We start from the raw sequence: 23,508 nt of genomic DNA, 5'->3' as shown, positions 1-23,508 counted from the left end.
GCTCGAAGCGAGTAGCAATGAATCCGTACCTGTGCCAACAAGGGATCGACTATGGAAGAGTTAAGCAATCTCAAGAAACTGGAGTCGAATGCGCGCACCTATGCAGCGACCTTCCAGCAACTGTTTGTCAGCGGCAAAGGCATGCGAGTCAAGGACGCCAACGGCCGGGAGTACCTCGACTGCCTGTCGAACGCTGGCACGCTGGCACTGGGTCATAACCCACCGGTGGTCCGCGAGGCGGTGATCGAATTTCTCAACAGTGATCATCTGCAGCAGGCCCTTGACCTGGCCACACCGGCCAAGCACGCCTTCGTAGAAGAACTGTTCGCGACGTTGCCCGTCAGCATGCGTGACAACAGCAAAATCCTGTTCTGCGGCCCCAGTGGCTCAGACGCGGTCGAAGCCGCAATCAAACTGGCCCGCCATTACACCCAGCGCTCGCCGCTGATGTCCTTCCACGGTGGTTACCATGGCATGACCGCTGGCGCATTGTCGGCCATGGGCAACCTCAACCCCAAAGCCGGCCTGCTGGCCCAGGGCACCCACTTCCTGCCCTTCCCCTATCGCTTCCGCTGCCCGTTCGGCACCGATGGCGAACATACCGACCGCCTCTCCATCGAGTACATCCGCACGGTACTCAGTGATCCGGAAAGCGGCGTGCCCAAACCGGCGGCGGTGGTGGTCGAAGTGATTCAAGGCGAAGGCGGCTGTATCGCGGCATCGGCCGAGTGGCTGCGCGCCGTGCGGGAGATCACCCGCGAGTTCGGCATCTTGCTGATTATTGATGAAGTGCAGACCGGACTCGGACGTACGGGCAACCTGTTTGCCATCGAACATTCCGGGATAACGCCGGATATTCTGGTGCTGTCCAAGGCCATCGGTGGTGGCTACCCAATATCAGTGATCGTCTATGCCGAGCACTTGGATACATGGGGCCCGGGTATGCACGCAGGCACATTCCGTGGCAATCAGGTGGCGATGGTGGCCGGAGCTGCGACCATGCGTCATATCAAGGAGCACGACCTGGCAGGCAATGCCTCGCGCCGGGGGGAGCAGTTGCAAAGCGGGCTGGAAGATATCGCCCGACAGTTCCCGTTTATCGGCGATGTTCGTGGCCGTGGGCTGATGCTGGGCGTGGAGATCGTCAAGCCGGCCAGCGGATCTCGTCCTGGGGCTGGCGATGGCGCACGTGCGCGGGCGATCAAGCTGGAGTGCTTCGACAACGGCATGATCATCGAAACGGGTGGACGCAGCAGCGCAGTCCTGCGCTTCCTGCCACCTTTGAACATTACCGAGTCGGAAGTAGGTACAGTTCTCGACCGCTTCGAACAGGCCCTCAGGAGCAGCAGCGCCGCACGGGTTTCCAGCGTCAGTGCGGTAGGCTGAAGCCTCGCAAAAGCTTGCTCGGGAGGCTGACGCAGACGACAGACATTCGTTGCCTGCACCAGCCTCTTGCGAGCAGGATCCCTGCCCTTAAGCTTCCTGCGCCGACCTCATACGCCGATCTTTCTGACTCCGCCCGCAGGCACTTTTCAATGCGCGGTCGTACGCCCTTTTCCAACGGGCAGGACATCCTTGTCCTGCAATCCCCCTGTCAATCCCGTGCCAGCGCTTCGATCGGATCGAGCTGTGCCGCGTTACGTGCGGGTACGAAGCCGAACACGATGCCGATCAATGTCGAGCAGATGAACGCAGTGACAATCGAGCTCACGGAGAACACCATCTGCCATTCCTTGACCAGCAGTGAAAACACATAGCCGATCACGAACGACAGGCCGATGCCGATGACCCCGCCAATCAGGCAGACCATCACCGCCTCCACCAGAAACTGCTGACGGATATCCGCCTGGCGTGCCCCGACTGCCATGCGAATGCCAATCTCGCGCGTCCGTTCCGTGACCGACACCAGCATGATGTTCATCACCCCGATACCGCCGACCGCCAGCGAGATCACCGCAATCAACGACAGTAACAGGGCCAGCGACTGGCTGGTCTTCTGCACCGTTTGCATCACGCTGTCGAGGTTGTAGGTGAAGAAGTCCTTGGTCCCGTGACGCTTTTGCAACAGCTTGTTCACGTTGTCCTCGACCACCTTGCTTGGCTGTCCGTCCTTGACCCGCACGGTGATGCCGTCCAGGTAGGTCTGACCCAGAAGGCGTCCGGAGGCGGTTTCGTAGGGCATCCAGATATTCAGGTTCTTGCTGGTGTCGAAGATGTTTTTCTTGTTCTCGGTCACGCCGATCACTGTGCACGGCAGGTTACCCACCAGAATCACCTGGCCCAGCGGATCGACCTTGGGACCGAACAGGCGAATCCGCGTGTTGTGATCGATTACTACCACCTGTGCCTGCCGCCGGGCGTCATCCTTGTTGAACCCCACCCCCAAGCCCATTTTGGTGCCACGCACCTGGAAGTAACTCGGGCTGACCCCGCTCACCGTCGCCGAGACGTCGATGTTGCGGTAGCGCACCAGCAGGTTGCGGCCGATATTCGGTGTGGCGCTGTCGATGTAGTACTCACTGCTCAACGCCGTCACATCGGACAGCGCCAGAGTCTGGATATCCATAGACTTGGTGTCGCCAAAGTCACTGCCGGGGAATACCTCTATGGTATTGCTGCCGATGGCCTGGATGTCCTTGAGCACATAGCGCTTGGCCCCTTCGCCGATCGCAACGATCGACACCACCGAGGTGATGCCGATGATGATCCCGAGCATGGTCAGCAGCGTGCGCATGCGGTGCGATATCAGCGCCACCCACGCCATGACGAAGGCCTCCTGGAACAGGCCGATGTTGGCCATCAGCCGGTTGCCCTGCCTGGGTTTGCTCGGCAGGCGCTCGGTGGTTTTTTCGTTGATGATCGGACGGTCAGTGTTGACCCGGTCGGCGATGATCTCGCCATCACGCATTTCGATGATGCGCTCGGCGTGCGCCGCAACCTTCTCGTCGTGGGTTACCAGGATCACCGTGTGCCCGGCACTGTTGAGCTCAAGGAGGATGTTCATCACCTCCTTGCCGCTCACACTGTCGAGGGCTCCGGTGGGTTCGTCGGCCAGAATGATCTCACCGCCGTTCATCAAGGCCCGGGCGATACTCACCCGCTGCTGCTGGCCGCCTGACAACTGGCTTGGCCTGTGCTCCAGATGCCCGGACAGTCCCAGGCGCTCAAGCAGCTTCTGCGCGCGTTCCACACGCATGCTTTTACTGGTGCCTGCGTAGATGGCCGGCATTTCGACATTCTGGATCGCCGCCAGGTGCGGCAACAGGTGATAACGCTGAAAAATGAAACCGAAGTGATCGCGGCGCAGCTCTGCCAGCTCATCATCGGTCAGCGTACCGGTTTCACGCCCGTCGACCTTGTAGCTCCCGCTGTTGGCGTGGTCCAGACAACCCAGCACGTTCATCAGCGTTGACTTGCCGGAGCCCGAGGCCCCGGTAATGGCAACCAGTTCGCCGGCATTGATCGTGAGGTTGATGTCATTGAGCGCGATGAAGTCCTTCTCGCCGGCGACGAAACGCCGGGTGACACCCTTGAGTTCCAGAAGAGCTCGACTCATGGTCAGGCCCCCGCTGTCGCTGGTGTGGCGGACGGTTCACCGATCACCACCTGGTCACCCTCGGCAAGGCCGCTCTTGATCTCGACCCGCACGTTGTTGTTGATGCCGGTCTGCACATTGCGGCTCTGGGCCTGGCCCTGCGCGTCCACCACGCGTACCGGGAAGCTGCCGTCGCCGTTCTTGTCGCCCAGGGCCGCAACAGGCACAGTCAATACGTCCTTGGCCTTTTCACGCACGATATGCACTTGGGCGGTCATCGAAATACGCAGACGGTGATCAGGGTTGGGGACGTCGAACAATGCGTTGTAGAACACCGCACTGTTCGGCTTGCTGGCGGTGCTGGATTGTGCATCCAGGAAGTTTTGCGGTGCTGGCTCCGTGCCCTTCAGCTTGGCGTAATAGCGTTTTTCGGCATCGCCGAGAATGGTGAAATACACCTCTTGCCCGGGGGTGATATGAATCACGTCGGCCTCGGAGACCTGTGCCTTGACAGTCATGGTGTCCAGATCCGCCAACTTGAGAATCACCGGTGTCAGTTGGCTGGCGATCACAGTCTGACCTTCCTGCGTCACGATACCCACCACATCACCGCTGATCGGCGCGACGATACGGGTATAGCCCAGGTTGATCCTGGCGGTCTCGATCTGAATTCTTGCGTCGCGCACCTGTGCCTCCAGCGACCGCAGGTTGGCACTCCGGACCTCGAAATCCGATTGCGCCGTATCGAAGTCCTTTTGCGAGATTGCGTCATCCGCACGTAATTGCTTGTAGCGTTGGTAAATGGCTTTGGCGTCCTTGAGCTGCGCCACGGCCGCGTCTTTCTGGGCGATCAGGTTCTGTTCGTTGACCTGCGACTGGCGCAGAGTGTTCTGCAGCACCACGGGATCGATTTCCGCCAGCCACTGACCTTGTTTGACCTTGTCGCCCAGATTGACCTTCAGGGACTTGAGCTGGCCCGAGACCTGCGAGCCGACGTCAACCTGCTTGATGCCTTGCAGCACACCGCTGGCCAGCACCGAGTTTTCGATGTCGGTGCGTTCGACCTTGGCGGTCAGGTACTCCGGAGCCTTTTCCGGAGACTGGACGCTGTAGGCAATACCCGCTGCCAGAACCAGCAGCACGACAACGATGAGCACTTTGCGAAACTTCAACTTTTTCATAGAAAGCCACGAATGTGTTGAGAATTGACCCGGCGATAGACCGCCGGGCTTGAAGAAACGGCGTTATTGACGGGGTAGCCACCAGTTCGCCAGATGCTGTACATGCTGCGCCTTGAGAATGGTGAAATGGTTGCCCGGCCCACGCCAGACAGTGAGATCCGGAGCACACTGGCGCCAGCCGCTGACCATCGCCTGCTGTTCGCGCTGATTGCCCGCCGCATCCAGCACTGGGTCATCGGCCAGCACCAGACGCACCGGCCCGGAGTAGATCTGCGACGGTTGATAACGTGTGCGCAACGCCGTACCGAAAGCCCGCGCAGGCCCGCGCATCGCGTCCGGCGAAGAACGCTGCGGCAACATCCCTGCCCGCACCATCCCGGCATGTAACAAGCGCATCTGACCGACATCGTCCTGGGTCCGGAAGGCCGCACGATCGATGCCCAGCGACTTGCCCGCAGCCAGTTCCATGGTCTCGATCAAACGCTCCAGTACGCCTATCGCGGTGTAAGGTTTGCCCACCACGCCGTTGCCGCCCGGTGACTCACTGTCGATCAGTGTCAGCGAAGCCACTTCACGGCCACGTTCCGTCAGGCGCTGGGCCATTTCAAAGGCCACCCAGCCGCCGAACGAATGACCGAGCAGATGCACCGGCCCCTCGGGGTGAGTACTGTCGAGTGCTTGCAGATACGCTTCGGCGGCGGTTTCCACCAGACTGTAAGGCACCGTGCGGCCATCCAGCCCGCGCGGTTGCAGCCCGTGGATCGGCCAGTGCGGGCCCAGTGCCTCGGCCAGGCCGATGAAACCGGTCACACTGTCCCCTGCCCCCGGGACACAGAACACGGGCGCATGATCGCGGCGTCCGCCCTGAATCGTCAGCAACGGCCGGTGGGCGTTGTCAGCCCCCCGTGGCCGATCGGGCAGATCAGTCAACGCCTGGCTGATCGCCTGACCCAGGCCCTCGATATGTGGTGGCTTCATCATGCTCAAGTGATCGCCCGCGACCTTGATACTGCGCAACTGACTGACGGGCAGTACGCTATCCCAACCCAGGTAACCGCTGTGTTTCTGCGAGTTGGGTTCCCACTCACTGGCAGTGAACAGGTGCAGCGGCACGCTGTTGGGGTAAACCGTGTAATTGGCCTGCGCATGACCGTGAGCCACCTCTCGGTCGAGGTACTGGCAAAGACCCTCGTTCGTGTAGATGTCCAGCTCCGGCGGCAGCGCGCCCTGCTCACGGCAGTGCTGCAGAAGCCCGGCGAAATCAAAGGCCTGCCGGTTTGCACGCACTCGTTCCAGGGCTTCCAGAGCCTGCGCGCATTCGCCTCGGGCTTTCCAGAACTGCTCGCAGTGTTCCAGCAAGTGCTGACGGTGGGCGGTCTGCAGGTCCCAACGCTCGCGACCCTGATCCACCAGGCGCGGCATGTAGGTGTCGAGCATGCCGATAAACTCCACCTCCTCGTCCATGCCCTCCAGCTGGATGGCGATTTCGTAGGTCAGAAGCCCTCCGAACGACCAGCCCGCCAGGCGATAAGGTCCGTGCGGCTGCACGCTGCGCATCGCACCCAACAAGCGCGTTGCCAGGCATTCCATGGTCAGCAACTGTTCCTGACCGAGCGGGATGCCGCTCAACCCGTAGACCGGAATGTCGCTGTCGATGTGTACCGCCAGCGCCGCGAAGTGCACATCCTGGCCGGTGAACTCGTGGACCAGGAACAGCGGACGCTGGTTGCCGGTGGTGCGCACCGGCACCAGTTGCTCATGAAGCTGCGCTGCAACCTCTTCGTTGCGGCTGCCCAGCAGGCTGGCCAGGGCCGCCACGCTGGCGTGCTGGAAAACGTCGGCCAGAGACACCGGCAAGCCACTCTGTACCAGTTGGTTGACCAGTCGTACCGCCATCAGCGAGTGACCGCCGAGATTGAAGAAGCTGTCATGACGTCCCACCTGTTGCAATTCAAGTACTTCCGCCCAGGCTTTCGCCAGACGAATCTCCAACTCCCCTGCCGGGGCTTCAAACGTTCGGCTCACGAACTGATCCGCTGTCGGCGTTGGCAGTGCCTGGACATCCACCTTGCCATTGAGCGTCAGCGGCAAGTCTGGCAGGCAGATGAATACGCTCGGGACCATGTATTCCGGCAAGCTGGCGCTCAGTTGTGCACGCAGAGCCTCCGGCTCGGGTGCTTCAACGTCAGCGTGCACGGTGTAGTAAGCCACCAGACGCGTGTCGCCCGGGCTGTCTTCGCGAGCCACTACCACGGAGTTACGCACGCCATCGCACCCATGCAGGCTGCTTTCGACTTCCCCGAGCTCCACACGGAAGCCGCGGACCTTCACCTGGCCATCATTGCGCGCCAGGTATTCGAGGTTGCCGTCCGGCAACCAGCGCGCCAGGTCGCCGGTGCGATAGAGACGCGCGCCCGCCTGCTGACTGAACGGATCGTCGCTGAAGCGTTCGGCGGTCAGTTCCGGGCGATTCAGGTAGCCAAGCGCGACCCCGACCCCGCCGATGTATATCTCGCCGACGCTGCCCATCGGCACCGGCTCGCCGCACGCGTCGAGCAGATAGATGCGCACGTTGGCGTTGGGTTTGCCGATCGGCAGGCTCAGGGTTCCCGGCTGCACATCAAACACTTCGTAACGAGTGGCGCACGTGGTGCCCTCGGTCGGGCCGTAGCCGTTGAACAGGCGCACTTGAGACGAGTGCTCCCGTACCCGGCGGAACGACGCCGGATCCGCCCGTTCGCCACCGCACTCCAGCATGCGCAAGCCTGCCAAAGCTTCGGGAATCAACCCGGCATACAGGTTGAACAACGCGGTCGAACTGAACATCACCGTCACCGCATGGCGTTTGAGCAAGGCCGCAAAGGCCGCCGGCTCAAGCAACACGGAAGGCTCGACGATTATCGACTGGCCGCCATTGAGCAAGGCACCCCAGATCTCCGGGCTACTGGCGTCGAACGCCGGGTTGGAAGAAAACGCCACGCGGTCATCGGCACGGAAGTCGTAGTTGTCCCGCACCAGCCGCACAATGCCGTTGTGGGTCACGATCACGCCCTTGGGCAGGCCGGTGGAGCCGGAGGTGTAGATGATGCACGCCGGGGTCTCGCCTGCAGCTTCATCTGCAAGCACGACTGGCCCTTGGCTCAACGCTGATAGATCCAGGGTGTCCAGATCGAGTCTCTGTATCAGGTCAGGTGCCGTCAGTTCGCTGCGGGTCAGCAACAGGGTTGCTTCGCTGTCCTCGAGCATGAAGCGCAGACGCTCTTCGGGAGCCAGGCGATCCAGCGCCAGGTAAGCCGCGCCGCACTTGAGCGTGGCCAGCATACTGGTCAACAGTTCCACCGAACGATCCAGCAGGATCGCCACTCGGGTTCCCGCGTGCACGCCGTGTTGGCGCAAGTGCTGAGCCAGGGCGTTGGCGCGGCTGTCGAGTTCGGCGTAGGTCAGCGTCTGCTCACCCTGACGGGCCGCAAGCGCCTGAGGTCGAGACGCTGCATGCGCCTCGAAAAGGCGATGCATCAACTGACCCTCAGGGTAAGCGCGGTCGGTTGCATTAAGACCGGTCAACAGATACTGACGCTCGACTGCATCCACCAATGGAACGTGTTCCAGTATGTGTTGTTCATTGGCGACCATAGCTTCCAGCAGGCGCTGGAAATAGCCCAGGTAACGGTCCATGGTGCTTTCGTCGAACAGCGCCGTGGCGTATTCCAGCGTGCCGATCAACTGATCGCCGACCTCGGTCATGTCCAGCACCAGATCGAACTTCGCCGTGTGGTCGTTTACCGCTACGCCTTGCAGGTTCATGCTGCCGAGCGACAGGTCGGACGTTTCGTTGTTCTGCCAGGACAGCATGGCCTGGAAGATCGGGCTGTGGGACAGGCTGCGTTGCGGACGAACCACCTCGACCACCTGTTCGAACGACAGGTCCTGATGGGTCTGCGCTGCCAGCGTCTGACGCTTGACCTGCTGCATCAACGCTTCGACGCTGGGTGCGCCGGACAGATCGACGCGTATCGCCAGGGTATTGACGAAGAACCCGATCAGGTCCTCCACTTCGGCACGCAGGCGGTTGGCCACCGGTGTACCGATCACCACATCGTCCTGGCCGGCCAGACGCCCCAGCAGCGAGGCCCATGCGACCATTACGGTCATGAACAGGGTGCTGCCATGTCGCTGGCTCAGGGCCTTGAGGCCGCTGGTCAGCTCTGCATCAAGCACCAGGCCGCGAACGTTGCCGCTGTAGTCCTGTTGTGCCGGGCGTGGCCGGTCGGTCGGCAAGGTCAGCAAGGCTGGCGCGCCACCCAGGGTCTCCTGCCAGTACTGACGCTGTTGCTGCAGCACTTCGCCGCTCAGCCAGTTGCGCTGCCACACGGCATAGTCGGCGTATTGCACCGGCAAAGCGGGCAACGGATCCTCGGCACCGGCACTGAACGCCGCATAGAGCGCACTCAGCTCGCGGGTCAGCACATCCGCGGACCAGCCGTCGGAGACGATATGGTGCATCGTCACCAGCAACACATGATCGTCCTCGGCCATGCGCACCAGGCGTCCCCGTACCAGCGGACCGTTGAGCAGATCGAAGCCCTCGTTGGCCTCTGCAGCGGTGATGGCGAGCAGTTGCTGTTCAGCATCCGCCTGCCCGGTCAACACCTGCAGTTGCAGGCTGAAACCAATATCGGCAGGAGCGATGCGCTGAACCGGATCCTGGTCCTGCTTTTGCACAAAGGTCGTACGCAGCACTTCGTGGCGGGCGACGATACGGTCCAGCGCTCGCTCCAGCGCAGGGTTATCCAGAGTGCCACGCAGACGCAGCCCTGCCGGAATATGGTAAGCCGCGCTGCCGCCTTCCAGCTGCGCGAGGAACCACAGACGCTGCTGAGCAAACGACAGCGGCAAGGCCTGATCACGGGACACCGGCACGATAGGCGGCTGGCTGCTGCCTTTGGCGTCGGCGAGTATGCGTGCCATGGCGGCCAGTTCCGGCTGGGCAAAGATATCCGCCAGGCCCAGCTCGACGCTCAACTGCTGGCGCACCTGGGAAATCAGACGCATCGCCAGCAGCGAGTGCCCGCCCAGTTCAAAGAACTGGTCGTGACGGCCCACCTGTTCCAGATCGAGCAGGTTCTGCCAGATCTGGGCCAGCGCCAGCTCTGTGGCCCCTTGCGGCGCCACGTGTTCGCGGCTGGCAAAGGCATCGGCTTGCGGAGCCGGCAACGCCTTGCGGTCGAGCTTGCGGTTCGGCGTCAACGGCAGTGCATCAAGCAGCACAAACGCGCTCGGCAGCATGTACTCGGCCAGTTGCGGTGCCAGTTCGGCGCGCAGACTGGCGGCATCCAGGTTCGCTTGTGGCTGTGCAATCACGTAGGCCACAAGACGTTTTTCACCAGGAGTGTCTTCCCGAGCGATCACCACCGCTTCCTTGACCCCGGCGCAATTGCCCAGGCGGGCTTCGATTTCGCCCAGTTCGATACGGAAACCGCGCACCTTGACCTGGAAATCGTTACGCCCCAGATATTCAATGCGGCCGTCAGCCATGTAGCGTGCCAAATCGCCGGTTTTGTACATCCTGGCATCAGGGCTGCTGCTGAACGGATCCGCGAGGAAACGCTCGGCGTTGACCTCGGCAAGGTTCAGGTAGCCGCGTGCCACGCCATCGCCACCGATGAAGATCTCACCAGCCACGCCATAGGGCACGGGCTGCTGATGGGCATCAAGCAGGTAGATGCGGGTGTTGGCCATCGGTTTGCCGATGGTCGCGTTGCCACTGCCTTCGCTGCCGGCCACAGCATCATGGCTGACATAAGCCGCGGTGCAAGAAACGGTTGCCTCGGTCGGACCATAGGTGTTGATCAGGCGAGTATGCGCCGGGCGCACCTCGTCCCAGAGCTTGAGCTTCTGCGCCGACAGCGCATCGCCCGTGACGTTGATCAGGCGCACCTCGGCCAAGCGTTGTTCGGCAGCCTGAGGCTGGTTGTGCCACTCGGCCACCAGCGTGTGCCAGTGCGCGGCGGTCAAGTGCAGGACCGTCGGATGAATGCCGTGAGTTTCAAGACCTTCGTTGCCGAAGATCTCGCGGCTCGGAGCCAGGGTGGCACCCGCCAGCAAGGCCGGGAAGATTTCCTCCACCGACAGGTCGAAGTTCAGGGTGTTCTGTTGCAGCACGGTGTCGGTTGGCGCCAGGCCAAAAAGCCGCGCCGCATCGACGCTGTAGTTGACCAGGCCGCGATGTTCGATCATCACGCCCTTCGGATTGCCCGTGGAGCCCGAGGTGTAGATCACATACGCCAGGTTGCGCACGCTTAGGGCTTCCACCACCGGGTTGTCGTCACGCTCGGTAAAGGTGGCGCGCTGATCATCGTCGAGCAACACCAGTGGCAAGGTCAGGGTCGGCAAGCGCTTGCGCAGATCACGCTGGGTCAGCAACGCCGCTGGCTGGCTGTCGGTGATCATGTAAGCCAGTCGCTCGGCCGGATAGGCAGGGTCCAGCGGTACATAAGCCGCCCCTGCCTTGAGCACACCGAGCAGGCCGACCATCATTTCCACACCGCGCTCGACGCAGATCGCCACCCGGTCGTCCGGGCCGATGCCCAGGCCGATCAGGTGATGAGCCAGACGGTTGGCCTGACGGTTCAATTCGGCATAGCTCAGGCGCTGCGCCTCGTGGACCACGGCGATAGCGTCGGGCTGTACCTGGACCTTTTCTTCGAACAGATGGTGAATCGTGCAGTCTTGCGGGTAAGGCACATCGGTAGCATTAAGGTCGACCAGCAGATGCTGGCGCTCCGCCTTATCGAGCAACGGCACCTGCTCCAGCAACTGGCGGTCGTCGGCGACCATGGCTTCCAGCAAGCGCTGGAAGTAGCCCATGTAACGCTGCAGGGTGCTTTCGTCGAACAGTGCCGTGGCATATTCCAGCGTGCCGATCAGTTGATCGCCAACCTCGGTCATGTCCAGCGTCAGGTCGAACTTGGCCGTATGGCCAGCCACTGCGACGCCCTGCAGGCTCATGTCGCCAAGCGCCAGATCGGATGCTTCGTTGTTCTGCCACGACAACATGGCCTGGAAAATCGGGCTGTGGGACAGGCTGCGTTGTGGGCGAACCACCTCAACCACCTGTTCGAACGGCAGGTCCTGATTCGCCTGGGCGGCCAGGGTCTGCTGTTTGACCTGCTGCAACAGGCTTTGGACGCTCGGTGTCCCCGAGAGGTCGACGCGCACGGCCAGGGTGTTGACGAAGAACCCGATCAGGTCCTCCACCTCGGTACGCAGGCGGTTGGCCACCGGCGTACCGATGACCACGTCGTCCTGACCGGCCAGACGTCCCAGCAACGCAGCCCATGCGGCCATGACCGTCATGAACAGGCTGCTGCCATGCCGCTGGCTCAGCGCCTTGAGGCCACGCGTCAGGTCAGCGTCGAGGACCAGGCCGAGCAACTGGCCGCTGTAGTCCTGTTGCGCCGGGCGTGGCCGGTCGCTCGGCAAGGTCAGCAAGGCCGGCGCGCCGGCCAGAGTCTGCTGCCAGTACTGGCGCTGTTGCTGCAGCACGTCGCCGCTCAGCCAGTTGCGCTGCCACAGCGCGTAATCGGCGTATTGCACGGGCAATGCTGGCAACGGATCCTCGGCGCCTTGGCTGAACGCTGCATAGAGCACGCCCAGTTCACGGGTCAACACGCCAGCGGACCAGCCGTCAGAGACGATGTGGTGCATGGTCACCAGCAAGACATGGTCATCATCGGCCAGGCATACCAGACGTCCACGCACCAGTGGGCCGTTGAGCAGATCAAAGCCCTCTTCGGCCTCTTCTGCGGCGATGGCGAGCAGTTGTTGTTCCGCGTCGCCCTGCCCGGTCAGCATCTGCAGTTGCAAGTTGAAGCCGATATCGGATGGAGCGATGCGCTGCAGCGGATCCTGGTCCTGTTCCTGGACAAAGGTTGTGCGCAATGCCTCATGGCGCGCAACGATACGGTCCAGCGCGCGCTTCAGTGCGTCTTGATCGAGCCTGCCGCGCAGACGCAGACCGGCTGGAATGTGATAAGCCGCACTGCCGCCGTCCAGCTGTGCGAGGAACCACAGGCGTTGCTGGGCAAACGACAGCGGCAAGGACTGATCGCGGGATACCGGCACGATGGGCTGCTGGCTGCTGCCGGCAGCGTGTGCCACTACCTGAGCCAGCGCCGCGAGTTCCGGCTGGGCGAAGATGTCCGCCAGGCTCAGCTCGACGCCCATGCGCTGACGCACCTGAGAAATCAGGCGCATTGCCAGCAGCGAGTGCCCGCCCAGTTCGAAGAAGTGGTCATGACGCCCTACTGCTTCCAGGTTGAGCAGGTTCTGCCAGATCTGCGCCAGGGCTTTTTCGCTGGTGCCTTGCGGGGCGACATGTTCGCGACTGGCAAAGGCGTTGTCCGCTGGAGCGGGCAAGGCCTTGCGATCGAGTTTGCGATTCGGTGTCAGCGGCAGTGCATCAAGCAGCACGAACGCACTTGGCAGCATGTACTCGGCCAGTTGCGGCGCCAGTTCGGCGCGCAGTCTGGCGGCATCCAGGTTTGTTTGTGGCTGGGCGATCACGTAGGCCACGAGGCGTTTTTCGCCGGGATTGTCTTCCCGAGCGATCACCACCGCTTCCTTGACCCCTTTGCAGCTACCGAGACGCGCTTCGATTTCGCCCAGTTCGATACGGAAACCGCGCACTTTGACCTGGAAGTCATTACGGCCCAGGTATTCGATACGGCCGTCGGCCATGTAGCGTGCCAGGTCACCGGTCTTGTACATCCGGGCATCATGGCTGTTGCTGAACGGATCAGCGAGGAAGCGCTCGGCGTTGACTTCTGCAAGGTTCAGGTAACCGCGTGCCACGCCGTCGCCACCGATGAAAATCTCACCGGCCACGCCGTATGGCACCGGCTGCTGATGGGCATCGAGCAGGTAGATGCGGGTGTTGGCCATCGGCTTGCCGATGGTCGCGTTGCCGCTGCCTTCGCTGCCGACCGCAGCGTCGTGACTGACGTAGGCCGCGGTGCAGGACACCGTCGCTTCGGTCGGCCCGTAAGTGTTGATCAGGCGAGTGTGTGCCGGGCGCACCTCATCCCAGAGTTTGAGTTTCTGTGCCGACAATGCGTCACCTGTGACGTTGATCAGGCGCACCTCGGCCAGGCGCTGTTCAGCAGCCTGCGGCTGGTTGTGCCATTCGGCGACCAGGGTGTGCCAGTGAGCGGCGGTCAAGTGCAGGACGGTCGGGTAAATGCCGTGATTTTCAGTGCCCTCACTGCCGAATATCTCGCGGCTTGGCGCCAGAGTGGCACCGGCCAGGAGTGCCGGGAAGATCTCCTCCACCGACAGGTCGAAGTTAAGGGTGTTTTGTTGCAGCACCGTGTCGCTCTGGGACAGGCCAAACAGCCGCGCCGCATCGACGCTGTAGTTGACCAGGCCTCGGTGTTCGATCATCACGCCCTTCGGATTGCCCGTGGAACCCGAGGTGTAGATCACATACGCCAGGTTGCGCACGCCGAGGGTCGGTACGACCGGGTTGTCATCGCACTCGGCGAAGCCCTGGCAATGCTCGTCGTCGAGCAATACCAGCGGCATCGACAGTGCGGGCAAACGCTCCTGCAAGCCGCGCTGGGTGAGCAACGCCGCCGGCTGGCTGTCGTTGATCATGTAGGCCAGGCGCTCGGCCGGGTAAGCCGGGTCCAGCGGTACGTAGGCGGCACCGGCTTTGAGTACACCGAGCAGCCCGACGATCATTTTCACTCCGCGTTCGACGCAGATCGCCACTCGATCATCCGGACCGATGCCCAGGCTGATCAGGTGGTGAGCGAGACGATTGGCCTGGCGGTTCAGTTCGGCATAGCTCAAGCGCTGCGCCTGGAAGGCCACGGCGATGGCGTCGGGCTGTGCCTGGACCTTTTCCTCGAACAGCTGATGAATCGTGCGATCTTGCGGGTAAGGCACGTCGGTAGCGTTAAGGTCGACCAGCAGATGCTTGCGCTCCGCCGTATCGAGCAGTGGTACGTGTTCCAGCACCTGGCGGTCATCGGCGACCATGGCGTGCAGCAAACGCTGCAGGTAGCCCAGATAGCGGGCGATGGTGCCTTCATCGAACAACGCAGTGGCGTATTCCAGCGAACCGAACAACTGACCCTGGGCTTCGCCGATGTCCAGCGAGAGATCGAACTTGGACAGCGTATGGCCCGCGCTCAGGCTTTCCAGTTGCAGATCGCCAAGGGCGAAATCCCCACCGCCCATGTCCTGCCAGCTGAGCATGGCCTGGAACACCGGGCTGTGCGACAGGCTGCGCACCGGCTTGATCACTTCCACCACCTGCTCGAACGGCAGGTCCTGATGGTCCTGGGCGCCTAACGTGTTGGTCTTGACCTGCGCCAGCAGCGTTTCTGCCGTGGGCTTGTCGCTGAGGTCGACGCGGATCGCCAGGGTATTGACGAACAGGCCCACCAATCCTTCGGCTTCGCTGCGTGTGCGGTTGGCCACTGGCGTGCCGATGACCACGTCGTCCTGGCCGGACAGCCGCCCCAGCAGTGTAGCCCAGGCGGCCATGAGGGTCATGAACAGGGTGCTGCCGTGACGTTGGCTCAATGCCTTGAGGCCGCGAGTCAGGTCTTCGTCGAGCACGATGGGCAGCACCGCGCCGGTATAGTCCTGCTGTGCCGGACGCACACGGTCGGTGGGCAACATCAGCAGCGCCGGAGCGTCTGCCAGGGTTTGCTGCCAGTAGTCGCTTTGTTGCTGCAGCAGATCGCCGCTCAGCCAGCGACGCTGCCACACCGCGTAGTCCAGATATTGCAGCGCCAGTGGCGCCAACGGGTCGTCCTGGCCCTGACTGAATGCCGCGTAGAGCGCCGCCAGTTCACGGGTCAGCACGCCAATTGACCAGCCATCGGAAACGATGTGGTGCATGGTCAGCAACAGGACGTGATGGTCCTCGGCCATACGGATCAGGCGGCCTCGGATCAATGGGCCCTGTTCCAGATCGAAGCTTTGCAGCGACTCCTCACTGGCCAGTGCCTGAAGCTTCTCTTTGGCATCCACCAGCCCTTGCAGATCGTGCAGTTGCAGGTTGAAGCCGGCATCCGCCGGGCTGATCCGTTGCAATGGTTGTTCGTCATCGCCCTGAATGAAGGTGGTGCGCAGACCCTCGTGGCGCGCCACGATACGCTCCAGCGCTCGTTGCATCGCCGCGCGATCCAGTTCGCCCCGCAGGCTCAGGCCGACAGGCATGTGGTAGGCCGCACTGGCACCTTCCATCTGGGCGAGGAACCACAGGCGTTGCTGGCCGAACGACAATGGCCAGGCCTGATCGCGTGCCACCGGTACGATATCCGGCAGGATGCTGCGTCCGGCCTGGGCGATGGCCAGTGCCAGTGTGCTCAGTTCGGGGTGGGCAAACAGCGCGGCCAGGCTCAGTTCGACGCCCAGTTGTTGACGAATTTGCGAAATCAGGCGCATCGCCAACAAGGAGTGACCGCCCAGCTCGAAGAACTGGTCGTGACGGCTGACGCGTTCAACCTGGAGCAGGTCGCTCCAGATTTGCGCCAGCAGGGTTTCGGTTTCGCCTTGGGGGGCTTCGTAACCACGGCGGATCAGTGCATCGGCGTCTGGTGCTGGCAAGGCCTTGCGGTCCAGCTTGCCGTTGGGCGTCAATGGCAGTGCGTCGAGCAGCACATAGGCTACCGGGATCATGTAGGCCGGCAGTTGCTCCTGCAGCCAACCGCGCAGGCTGTCGATGTCTGTCGAAGCCTGCTCTGCGCTCAGGGTGTAATAAGCCACCAGACGCTTGTCACCCGGAACATCTTCGCGAGCAGCCACCACTGCTTCATGGACGGCCGGGTGTTTGGCCAGTCGTGCATCGATCTCGCCCAGTTCGATACGGAAGCCACGGATCTTCACCTGATCGTCGTTACGACCCAGGTATTCGATATTGCCGTCTGGCAGGTAGCGCCCCAGGTCTCCGGTGCGGTACATGCGTGCCGCTGGCTGTTCGCTGAACGGGTCCTTGAGGAAGCGTTCGGCGGTCAGGTCGTCACGGTTCAGATAACCCCGTGCCACACCGGCACCGCCAATGTAGATTTCACCGCTAACACCCAGTGGAACAGGCTGCTGTTTCTCGTCCAGCAGGTAAAACTGTGTATTGCCCACTGGTTTGCCGATGTGCGCTGCGAAGCCGTCTTCGCGGTTCATCGCCACCCAGCTTGAGTACGTGGTGGTTTCCGATGGGCCGTAGAGGTTGCACAGGCGCTGCACGCCGGTTTTTTCGAACAGATTTTCCACGAGGCTGCGTTTCAGCGCTTCACCGGCGACGTTGACCGTATGGACCGATTCCGGCAACCCATCAACGTCCAGCAGTGCTTTAAGCGCCGACGGTACGGTGTTGATCAGGCCGATATCGTGCTCGCCGTGTTGCAGTTCAAGCACATTCTTGACGATTTCGATGCTGCCACCCGAGGTCAGCGGTGCAAAGCACTCGTAGACCGCAAGATCGAAGTTCAGCGAGGTGGAGAACAGCGTTTTTTCCAGTGCAGAGCCGTAAAAAGCCGCGTGCGCCCAGGTCAGGAAGTTCACGGTGTTGCGATGTTCGATCATCACGCCTTTCGGCAGGCCGGTCGAGCCCGAGGTGTAGATCAGATACGCCAAGTGCGCCGAGGTCAGCTCAGGCACCTGCGGATTCTGGACGGATTGGTCCTGCCAATCGCTCAGATCAAGATTGATGACAGGTACTGATTCGTCGGCCAGCAAGCCCTGAGTCGCGGTTTGCGCCAGTACTGCGGCCGGAGCGCTGTCCTGCAACATGTAGGCAATTCGTTCTGCTGGATAGGCCGGGTCCAGTGGCACGTAACCGCCGCCCGCCTTGAGGATCGCCAGCAACCCGACGACCATCTCCACGCCGCGCTCTACACAGATCCCGACCCGCGAATCCGGCTGAACGCCCTGCTTGCGCAAGGCATGGGCCAGGCGGTTGGCCTGCTCATTAAGCTCGCGATACGTCAGACGCTGCTCGCCGTGGACCACAGCGAGCGCCTGAGGCGTGCGTTCGACCTGTGCCTCGAACATCCCATGGATGGTCTGCTGCTGCGAGTATTCCAGCGCGGTAGCGTTCAAGCCATACACCAGATGCTCACGCTCCGCGGCCGACAGAACCGACAAGCCTGCCAGCGACATCTCGCCGGAATGCTCCAGTGCGCTGACCACATTCTCCAGAGTGGTCTGCACATACGCGCAGACGCGTTGCGCGTCGATGCTGGCACTGGCTTGAATCGTTAAACTGAAGCCCGTTCCCTCATCGTTTACTGAAAGGGTCAGCGGATAGTTGGTGCGTTCTTCGCCACGCAGGCTTTCGATACCTTGCCAGGCGTCCAGTGTCTGCTGGTTGACCTCAGCGGCGAGATGTCGGTAGTTGAGCAAAGCGCTGAACAGCGGCGTCGAAGCGGACACGCCACTGCAACGCTGTGCCAGTACCAGCGAGGCGTGTTCATGGGCAAGCAGCCCGCTGAGTCTTGCGTGGGTAGCCTTCAGACCGCTGCGCACGCCCTGCTCGCCCAGCGTGACACGCAACGGCAAGGTGTTGATGAACATCCCCAGCGCCCGGTCAGACCCGGCACCACCTTGCAGGCGGCCGAGCAATACGGTGCCGAACACCACATCCTTTTTGCCTGACAAGGCGCCCAGAACACGAGCCCATGCCAGGTGATACAGGCTGGCGGAGCTGACCCCGAACTGACGGGCCTGCACGCGCAGGCGGCGGCTCAGGTCCATGTCGACCTGTAGGCGCGCTTCCTCGATACCGCGCCCGTCGCCCTGCACGTCCTGCAGGCCAAACGGCAGCGTCGGCTCATCAATGTCACCGAGCATGTCGCGGAAAAACGCTTCGTGCTCCTCGCGGCTCACGCCGAGCATGGCTTGTGCCACGTAATTGCGGTAAGGCACGGACGGTGGCAGCGAGGCTTGCTGCCCGAGCATGTACGACTCGATTTCGCTGGTGAGAATGCGCAGCGACGTGGCGTCGTCCACCAGGTGATGGAACAGCAGCATGCCCAGCCAGCGGTCGTTCTCTGCGTCATGTGCATAACCGATGCGTAGCATCGGTGCCTGACGAATGTCCAGACGCGTGTGGCGAGGGTCCAGACGTTCCAGCAGTTGTTCGGCGATATCGCCATCGGCAGGGTCAAGTATCAGCTCATCCAGGCCCAGAGGTGCTTCACGCCAGACCACCTGCACCGGGGCGTCGAGACGCTCCCAAAGCACGGCGGTGCGCAGGATATCGTGCCGTGCGATCACGCCTTGCAGGGCTTGGGCGAAACCCTGCAGACGCTCGAGGCTGTCAAAGGCAAACAACGCGTATTGCAAATACGGGTCACCTTCGACCGCAGCAAGGTGGTGATACAAAATCCCTTCCTGCAGGGGCGCCAGGGCGTAGATGTCCTGCACGTTGGCCAGGCCGCCGGGTACGCTTGCCACCACACGGTCGATATCATTCTGGCTCAGGACTGTTAGAGGCAGCATGTCCGGGGTGATGCGCTCGCAGTTGGCGGGAATGAGGTTGGCGGGTACTTCCAGTGCCCCCTTACCGCCTACCGCTGCTGCCAGGGCAGACAAGGTCGGCTGACTGAACAGCACGCGCACGTCGGCAACCAGGTCGATCTGGCGCATCCGCTCGATCAGTTTGACGGCCAGCAGTGAGTGGCCGCCCAGCTCAAAGAAGTTGTCATGACGACCGACCTGCTCCAGTTGCAGCAGGTCTTGCCAGATCCGCGCAATGGCCATCTCGGTGTCGTTTTCAGGCGCTGCATAGCCACGACTGGCCACCGCCGAACGGTCGGGCACCGGCAAAGCCCTGCGGTCGAGCTTGCCGTTGGCCGTCAGTGGCAACTCATCGAGTTGCACGTAGGCTGCGGGCACCATGTGCTCCGGCAATGCACCGTGCAGATGCTCGCGCAGGCTTTCGATGTCCAGCAGGCTTTCCGGCTGCTGTGTCGTGACATAGGCCACCAGGCGCTTGTCGCCGGGCACATCCTCACGGCACAGCACCACGGCATCGCGGACGTCCGGATATTCAGCCAGACGCGCTTCGATCTCGCCCAGTTCGATACGGAAGCCACGAATCTTGACCTGTTCGTCGTTGCGGCCCAGGTATTCAAGGCTGCCATCGGCCAGCCAGCGTCCCAGGTCGCCGGTACGGTACAGGCGCGCACCCGGTGCAGTGCTGAACGGATTATCGAGGAAACGCTCTGCCGTCAGAGCTTCACGGTTCAGGTAGCCACGAGCAACACCGGCACCGCCCACGTACAACTCGCCGATCACGCCTGTCGGCACGGGTTCGCCATGGGCGTCGAGCAGGTAAAGCTGCAGGTCCGGGATGCGCTTGCCGATCGGGCTGGCACCGACGCGCTGGGCGTCTTCGGGCTGCAACGGGTAATAGGTCACATGCACTGTGGTTTCAGTGATGCCGTACATGTTCACCAGTTGCGTGCCAGCGTTCACGCTGCAGGCGTACCACGGCTTGAGCATCGCCGTTTCCAGCGCTTCACCGCCGAAAATCACCTGACGCAGCGAATGTGCCTGAGTGTTTTCAGCCTGGGCAGCAATCAGTTGACGGAACGCACTTGGCGTCTGGTTAAGCACCGTCACCCCGGCACTGCACAGCAGGTTGTAGAAGTCTTCTGGCGAGCGGCTGACCAGTTGCGGCACGATCAACAAACGGCCGCCGTGCAGCAGTGCGCCCCAGATTTCCCAGACTGAGAAGTCGAAAGCGAACGAGTGGAACAATGCCCAGACATCCTGTTCATTGAAACCGAACCAGTCTTCGGTGGCCGAGAACAGTCGTGCAACGTTGCGATGCTCGACCATCACGCCCTTGGGCAGACCGGTGGAGCCGGAGGTGTAAATGACGTAGGCAAGGTCAGCGGGCTTGACCGGTACTTGCGGATTGCAGACGGATTCGTCCTGCAGGTCGGCATCGTCGAGATAGATCAGCGGCACTTCGCAGACAGGCAACGTCTGCTGCACTGACTGCTGGCTCAACAACGCGACCGGCGCACTGTCGCCGAGGATGTAGACCAGGCGCTCCAGCGGATAAGCCGGATCCAGTGGCACGTAACCGGCGCCGGATTTGAGAATACCCAGCAAGCCAATGATCATCGCCGGGCCGCGTTCGACGCAGATCGCTACCCGATCATCCGGGCGAACGCCGTGGGCCAGCAGGCGATGTGCAACCTGGTTGGCACGGGCGTTGAGTTCGCCGTAGCTCAGGGTCTGCTCTTCGAACACCAGCGCCACGGCATTCGGCCGCTCTGCTGCGCGGGCTTCAAATTGCAGATGAATCGGTGTCTCGCTCGTATAGGTATTGCCAGGTTCGTTCCACTGTTCGAGCAACTGCTGCCGCTCGCTGTCCGGCAGGATCGAAATAGCGTGCAACGGTGTCTGCGGCGCTTGCTCCAGCGCGTTGACCAGATTGCTCAATGTTTGCAGCATGTAGGCGCAAATCCGGGCGCCGTCGATCAGCGGTATGGTCTGTACGGTCAACAGGAAGTCTTCGCCGCGGTCATCGACGTTGAGGGTCAGTGGATAGTTGGTGCGTTCTTCATCGCCCAGTGCTATCGCCTGCATGCCATTCCAGGCCGTCAGCGTTTCATCGGTCACGGCAACGCTGGTGTGGCGATAGTTGAGCAAGGCGCTGAACAACGGCGCCGGTGCGACCACGCCACTGCAACGTTGGGCCAGCGCCAGAGACGCGTGTTCATGCCCGAGTAATGCGGTCAAGCGCCGGTGCGTGGCCTTGACCCCGTCACGCACGCCCTGGTCGCCCAGGCCCACACGTAGCGGCAAGGTGTTGATAAACACGCCCAGCGCTCGCTCCGAGCCTTCGCCACCTTGCATCCGGCCCAGCAGCACGGTGCCGAACACTACGTCGTCACGCCCCGAGGCCTTACTCAACAGCTGCGCCCAGGCCAAGTGGACCAGGCTGGCGGCACTGACTCCCAGTTGACGGGCCTGGGCCCGCAAACGACGGCTGAGCTCCAGATCCACCGGCAGAAAGTCTTCTTCGATGTCATGACCGTCACCTTGCACCTCCTGCAAACCAAACGGCAGCGTCGCCTCGTCAACATCGCTCAACATGTCGCGGAAGAACACCTCATGTTCCTCCTGACTCATGCCCAGGCGGACCTGAGCAATATAATTGCGATAGGGTGCCGCCAGGCCCAGTTGAGCCCCCTGCCCCAGCAGGTAGGCCTGCATCTCATGGCGCACTACTTCCAGCGTTGTATGGTCCATGACCAGGTGATGGAACTGTAACCAGCCCAGCCAGCGCTGGTTTGACTCATCCCAGGCATGTACAAGACGCATCATCGGCGCCCGACGAATGTCCAGACGGTGGCGGCGGGAGTCGAAACGCTGGTGCAACTGTGTCGCGACATCGCCGCCTTGCGGATCTGGGTCGAAGCTTTCGCGCATCAGCAACGCCTGACGCCAGACCACTTGCATCGGTTCGTCCAGTCCCTCCCAGACCAGTGCAGTGCGCAGAATGTCATGGCGCTGGATCACGAACTGCAAGGCGCGGGCAAAGTCGTCGACATGCTCCTGGCTGTCGAAGGCGAACAGCGATTGCAGCAAATACGGATCTCCGCGCTCAGCGCTGAGGTGGTGATAGAGGATGCCTTCCTGCAACGGCGCCAATGGGTAGATGTCCTGCACATTTGTCACGCCGCCCGGCACGCTATCGACTACCTTATCGATCTGTGCCTGGGTCAGGTCGGCCAGTGGCAGCAATTCAGGCGTAATGCGTTGGCAATCCTCGGTAATCAGATTGGCTGGCACCACGATGTCCGTGTTACCGCCGACTGCGGCCGCCAAGGCGGACAACGTCGGCTGGCCGAACAGCACGCGCACGTCAGCGCTCAAACCCAACTGGCGCATACGGCCAATAAGGCTCACCGCCAGCAGCGAATGACCGCCCAGCTCGAAGAAGTTGTCGTGACGGCCGACCTGGGCAACGCCCAGCAGGTCTTGCCAGATGGCTGCGATCTGCGCTTCGGTTTCACCTAGTGGGGCTTCATAACCACGGCTGATCAGTGCATCGGCTTCAGGTGCTGGCAAGGCCTTGCGGTCCAGCTTGCCGTTCGGGGTGAGTGGCAGTGCATCGAGACGTACGTAGGCCACCGGGATCATGTAGGCCGGCAATTGCTCCTGCAGCCAGCCGCGCAGGCTGTCGATGTCTACCGAAGCCTGCCCTGCGCTCAGGGTGTAATAAGCCACCAGACGCTTTTCGCCGGGAATGTCTTCGCGGGCAGTGACCACTGCCTCGTGGACCGCCGGGTGCTTGGCCAGACGCGCATCGATCTCGCCCAGTTCGATACGGAAACCACGAATCTTCACCTGATCGTCGTTACGGCCCAGGTATTCGATATTGCCGTCTGGCAGGTAGCGACCCAGGTCGCCGGTGCGGTACATGCGTGCCACTGGATTTTGGCTGAACGGGTCTTTGAGGAAGCGCTCGGCAGTCAGGTCGTCACGGTTCAAATAACCCCGCGCCACGCCAGCACCGCCGAGGTAGATCTCACCGGCAACGCCCAGTGGCACAAGCTGTTGCTGTTCGTCCAGCAGGTAAAACTGTGTATTGCCGACCGGCTTGCCGATGTGAGCTGCGAAGCCATCTTCACGATCCATTGCCACCCAGCTTGAATAGGTGGTCGTTTCGGATGGGCCGTAGAGGTTGCACAGGCGCTGCACGCCGGTTTTTTCGAACAGGTTTTCCACGAGGCTGCGTTTCAGCGCTTCACCGGCGAC

Annotated in this window: 3 protein-coding genes and 1 pseudogene; 1 reads left to right on the top strand and 3 read right to left on the bottom strand. The window is 61.9% G+C overall.

Annotated elements, in window-relative coordinates; genetic code table 11:
- The first annotated feature begins 51 nt into the window (after nucleotides 1-51).
- On the top strand, nucleotides 52-1,386 hold the full coding sequence (locus tag BT119_RS12310) for a diaminobutyrate--2-oxoglutarate transaminase family protein (protein WP_072365804.1): 1,335 nt from the start codon (nucleotides 52-54) through the stop codon (nucleotides 1,384-1,386).
- A 208-nt stretch (nucleotides 1,387-1,594) separates the two neighbouring features.
- Here the strand turns inward: BT119_RS12310 and BT119_RS12305 are convergent, their stop codons facing one another.
- From BT119_RS12305 to sypC, 3 genes and pseudogenes are all read right to left on the bottom strand, one after another.
- Nucleotides 1,595-3,556 (bottom strand): MacB family efflux pump subunit, encoded by a 1,962-nt coding sequence (locus tag BT119_RS12305; RefSeq protein WP_072365802.1) that lies wholly within the window; start codon nucleotides 3,554-3,556, stop codon nucleotides 1,595-1,597.
- Nucleotides 3,557-3,558: 2 nt separating this feature from the next.
- Nucleotides 3,559-4,716, bottom strand: coding sequence for a macrolide transporter subunit MacA (macA, locus tag BT119_RS12300; protein WP_060707782.1), 1,158 nt, complete (start codon nucleotides 4,714-4,716; stop codon nucleotides 3,559-3,561).
- Nucleotides 4,717-4,779: 63 nt separating this feature from the next.
- Nucleotides 4,780-23,508: pseudogene (gene sypC, locus BT119_RS12295) on the bottom strand (syringopeptin non-ribosomal peptide synthetase SypC); the annotation flags it as partial.

Origin of the sequence: Pseudomonas sp. NFACC10-1, from assembly GCF_900119195.1 — a bacterium.
GTDB classification, from domain to species: domain Bacteria; phylum Pseudomonadota; class Gammaproteobacteria; order Pseudomonadales; family Pseudomonadaceae; genus Aquipseudomonas; species Aquipseudomonas cerasi.
Note: the sequence above shows the minus strand (reverse complement) of the source record. Positions and strands in the feature narration are given on the sequence as shown.

Bases quoted from the DNA above. Each gene is read 5' to 3' on its own strand.
- BT119_RS12310 (WP_072365804.1), top strand. From the start codon at position 52: ATGGAAGAGTTAAGCAATCTCAAGAAACTGGAGTCGAATGCGCGCACC.
- BT119_RS12305 (WP_072365802.1), bottom strand. From the start codon at position 3,556: ATGAGTCGAGCTCTTCTGGAACTCAAGGGTGTCACCCGGCGTTTCGTC.
- macA (WP_060707782.1), bottom strand. From the start codon at position 4,716: ATGAAAAAGTTGAAGTTTCGCAAAGTGCTCATCGTTGTCGTGCTGCTG.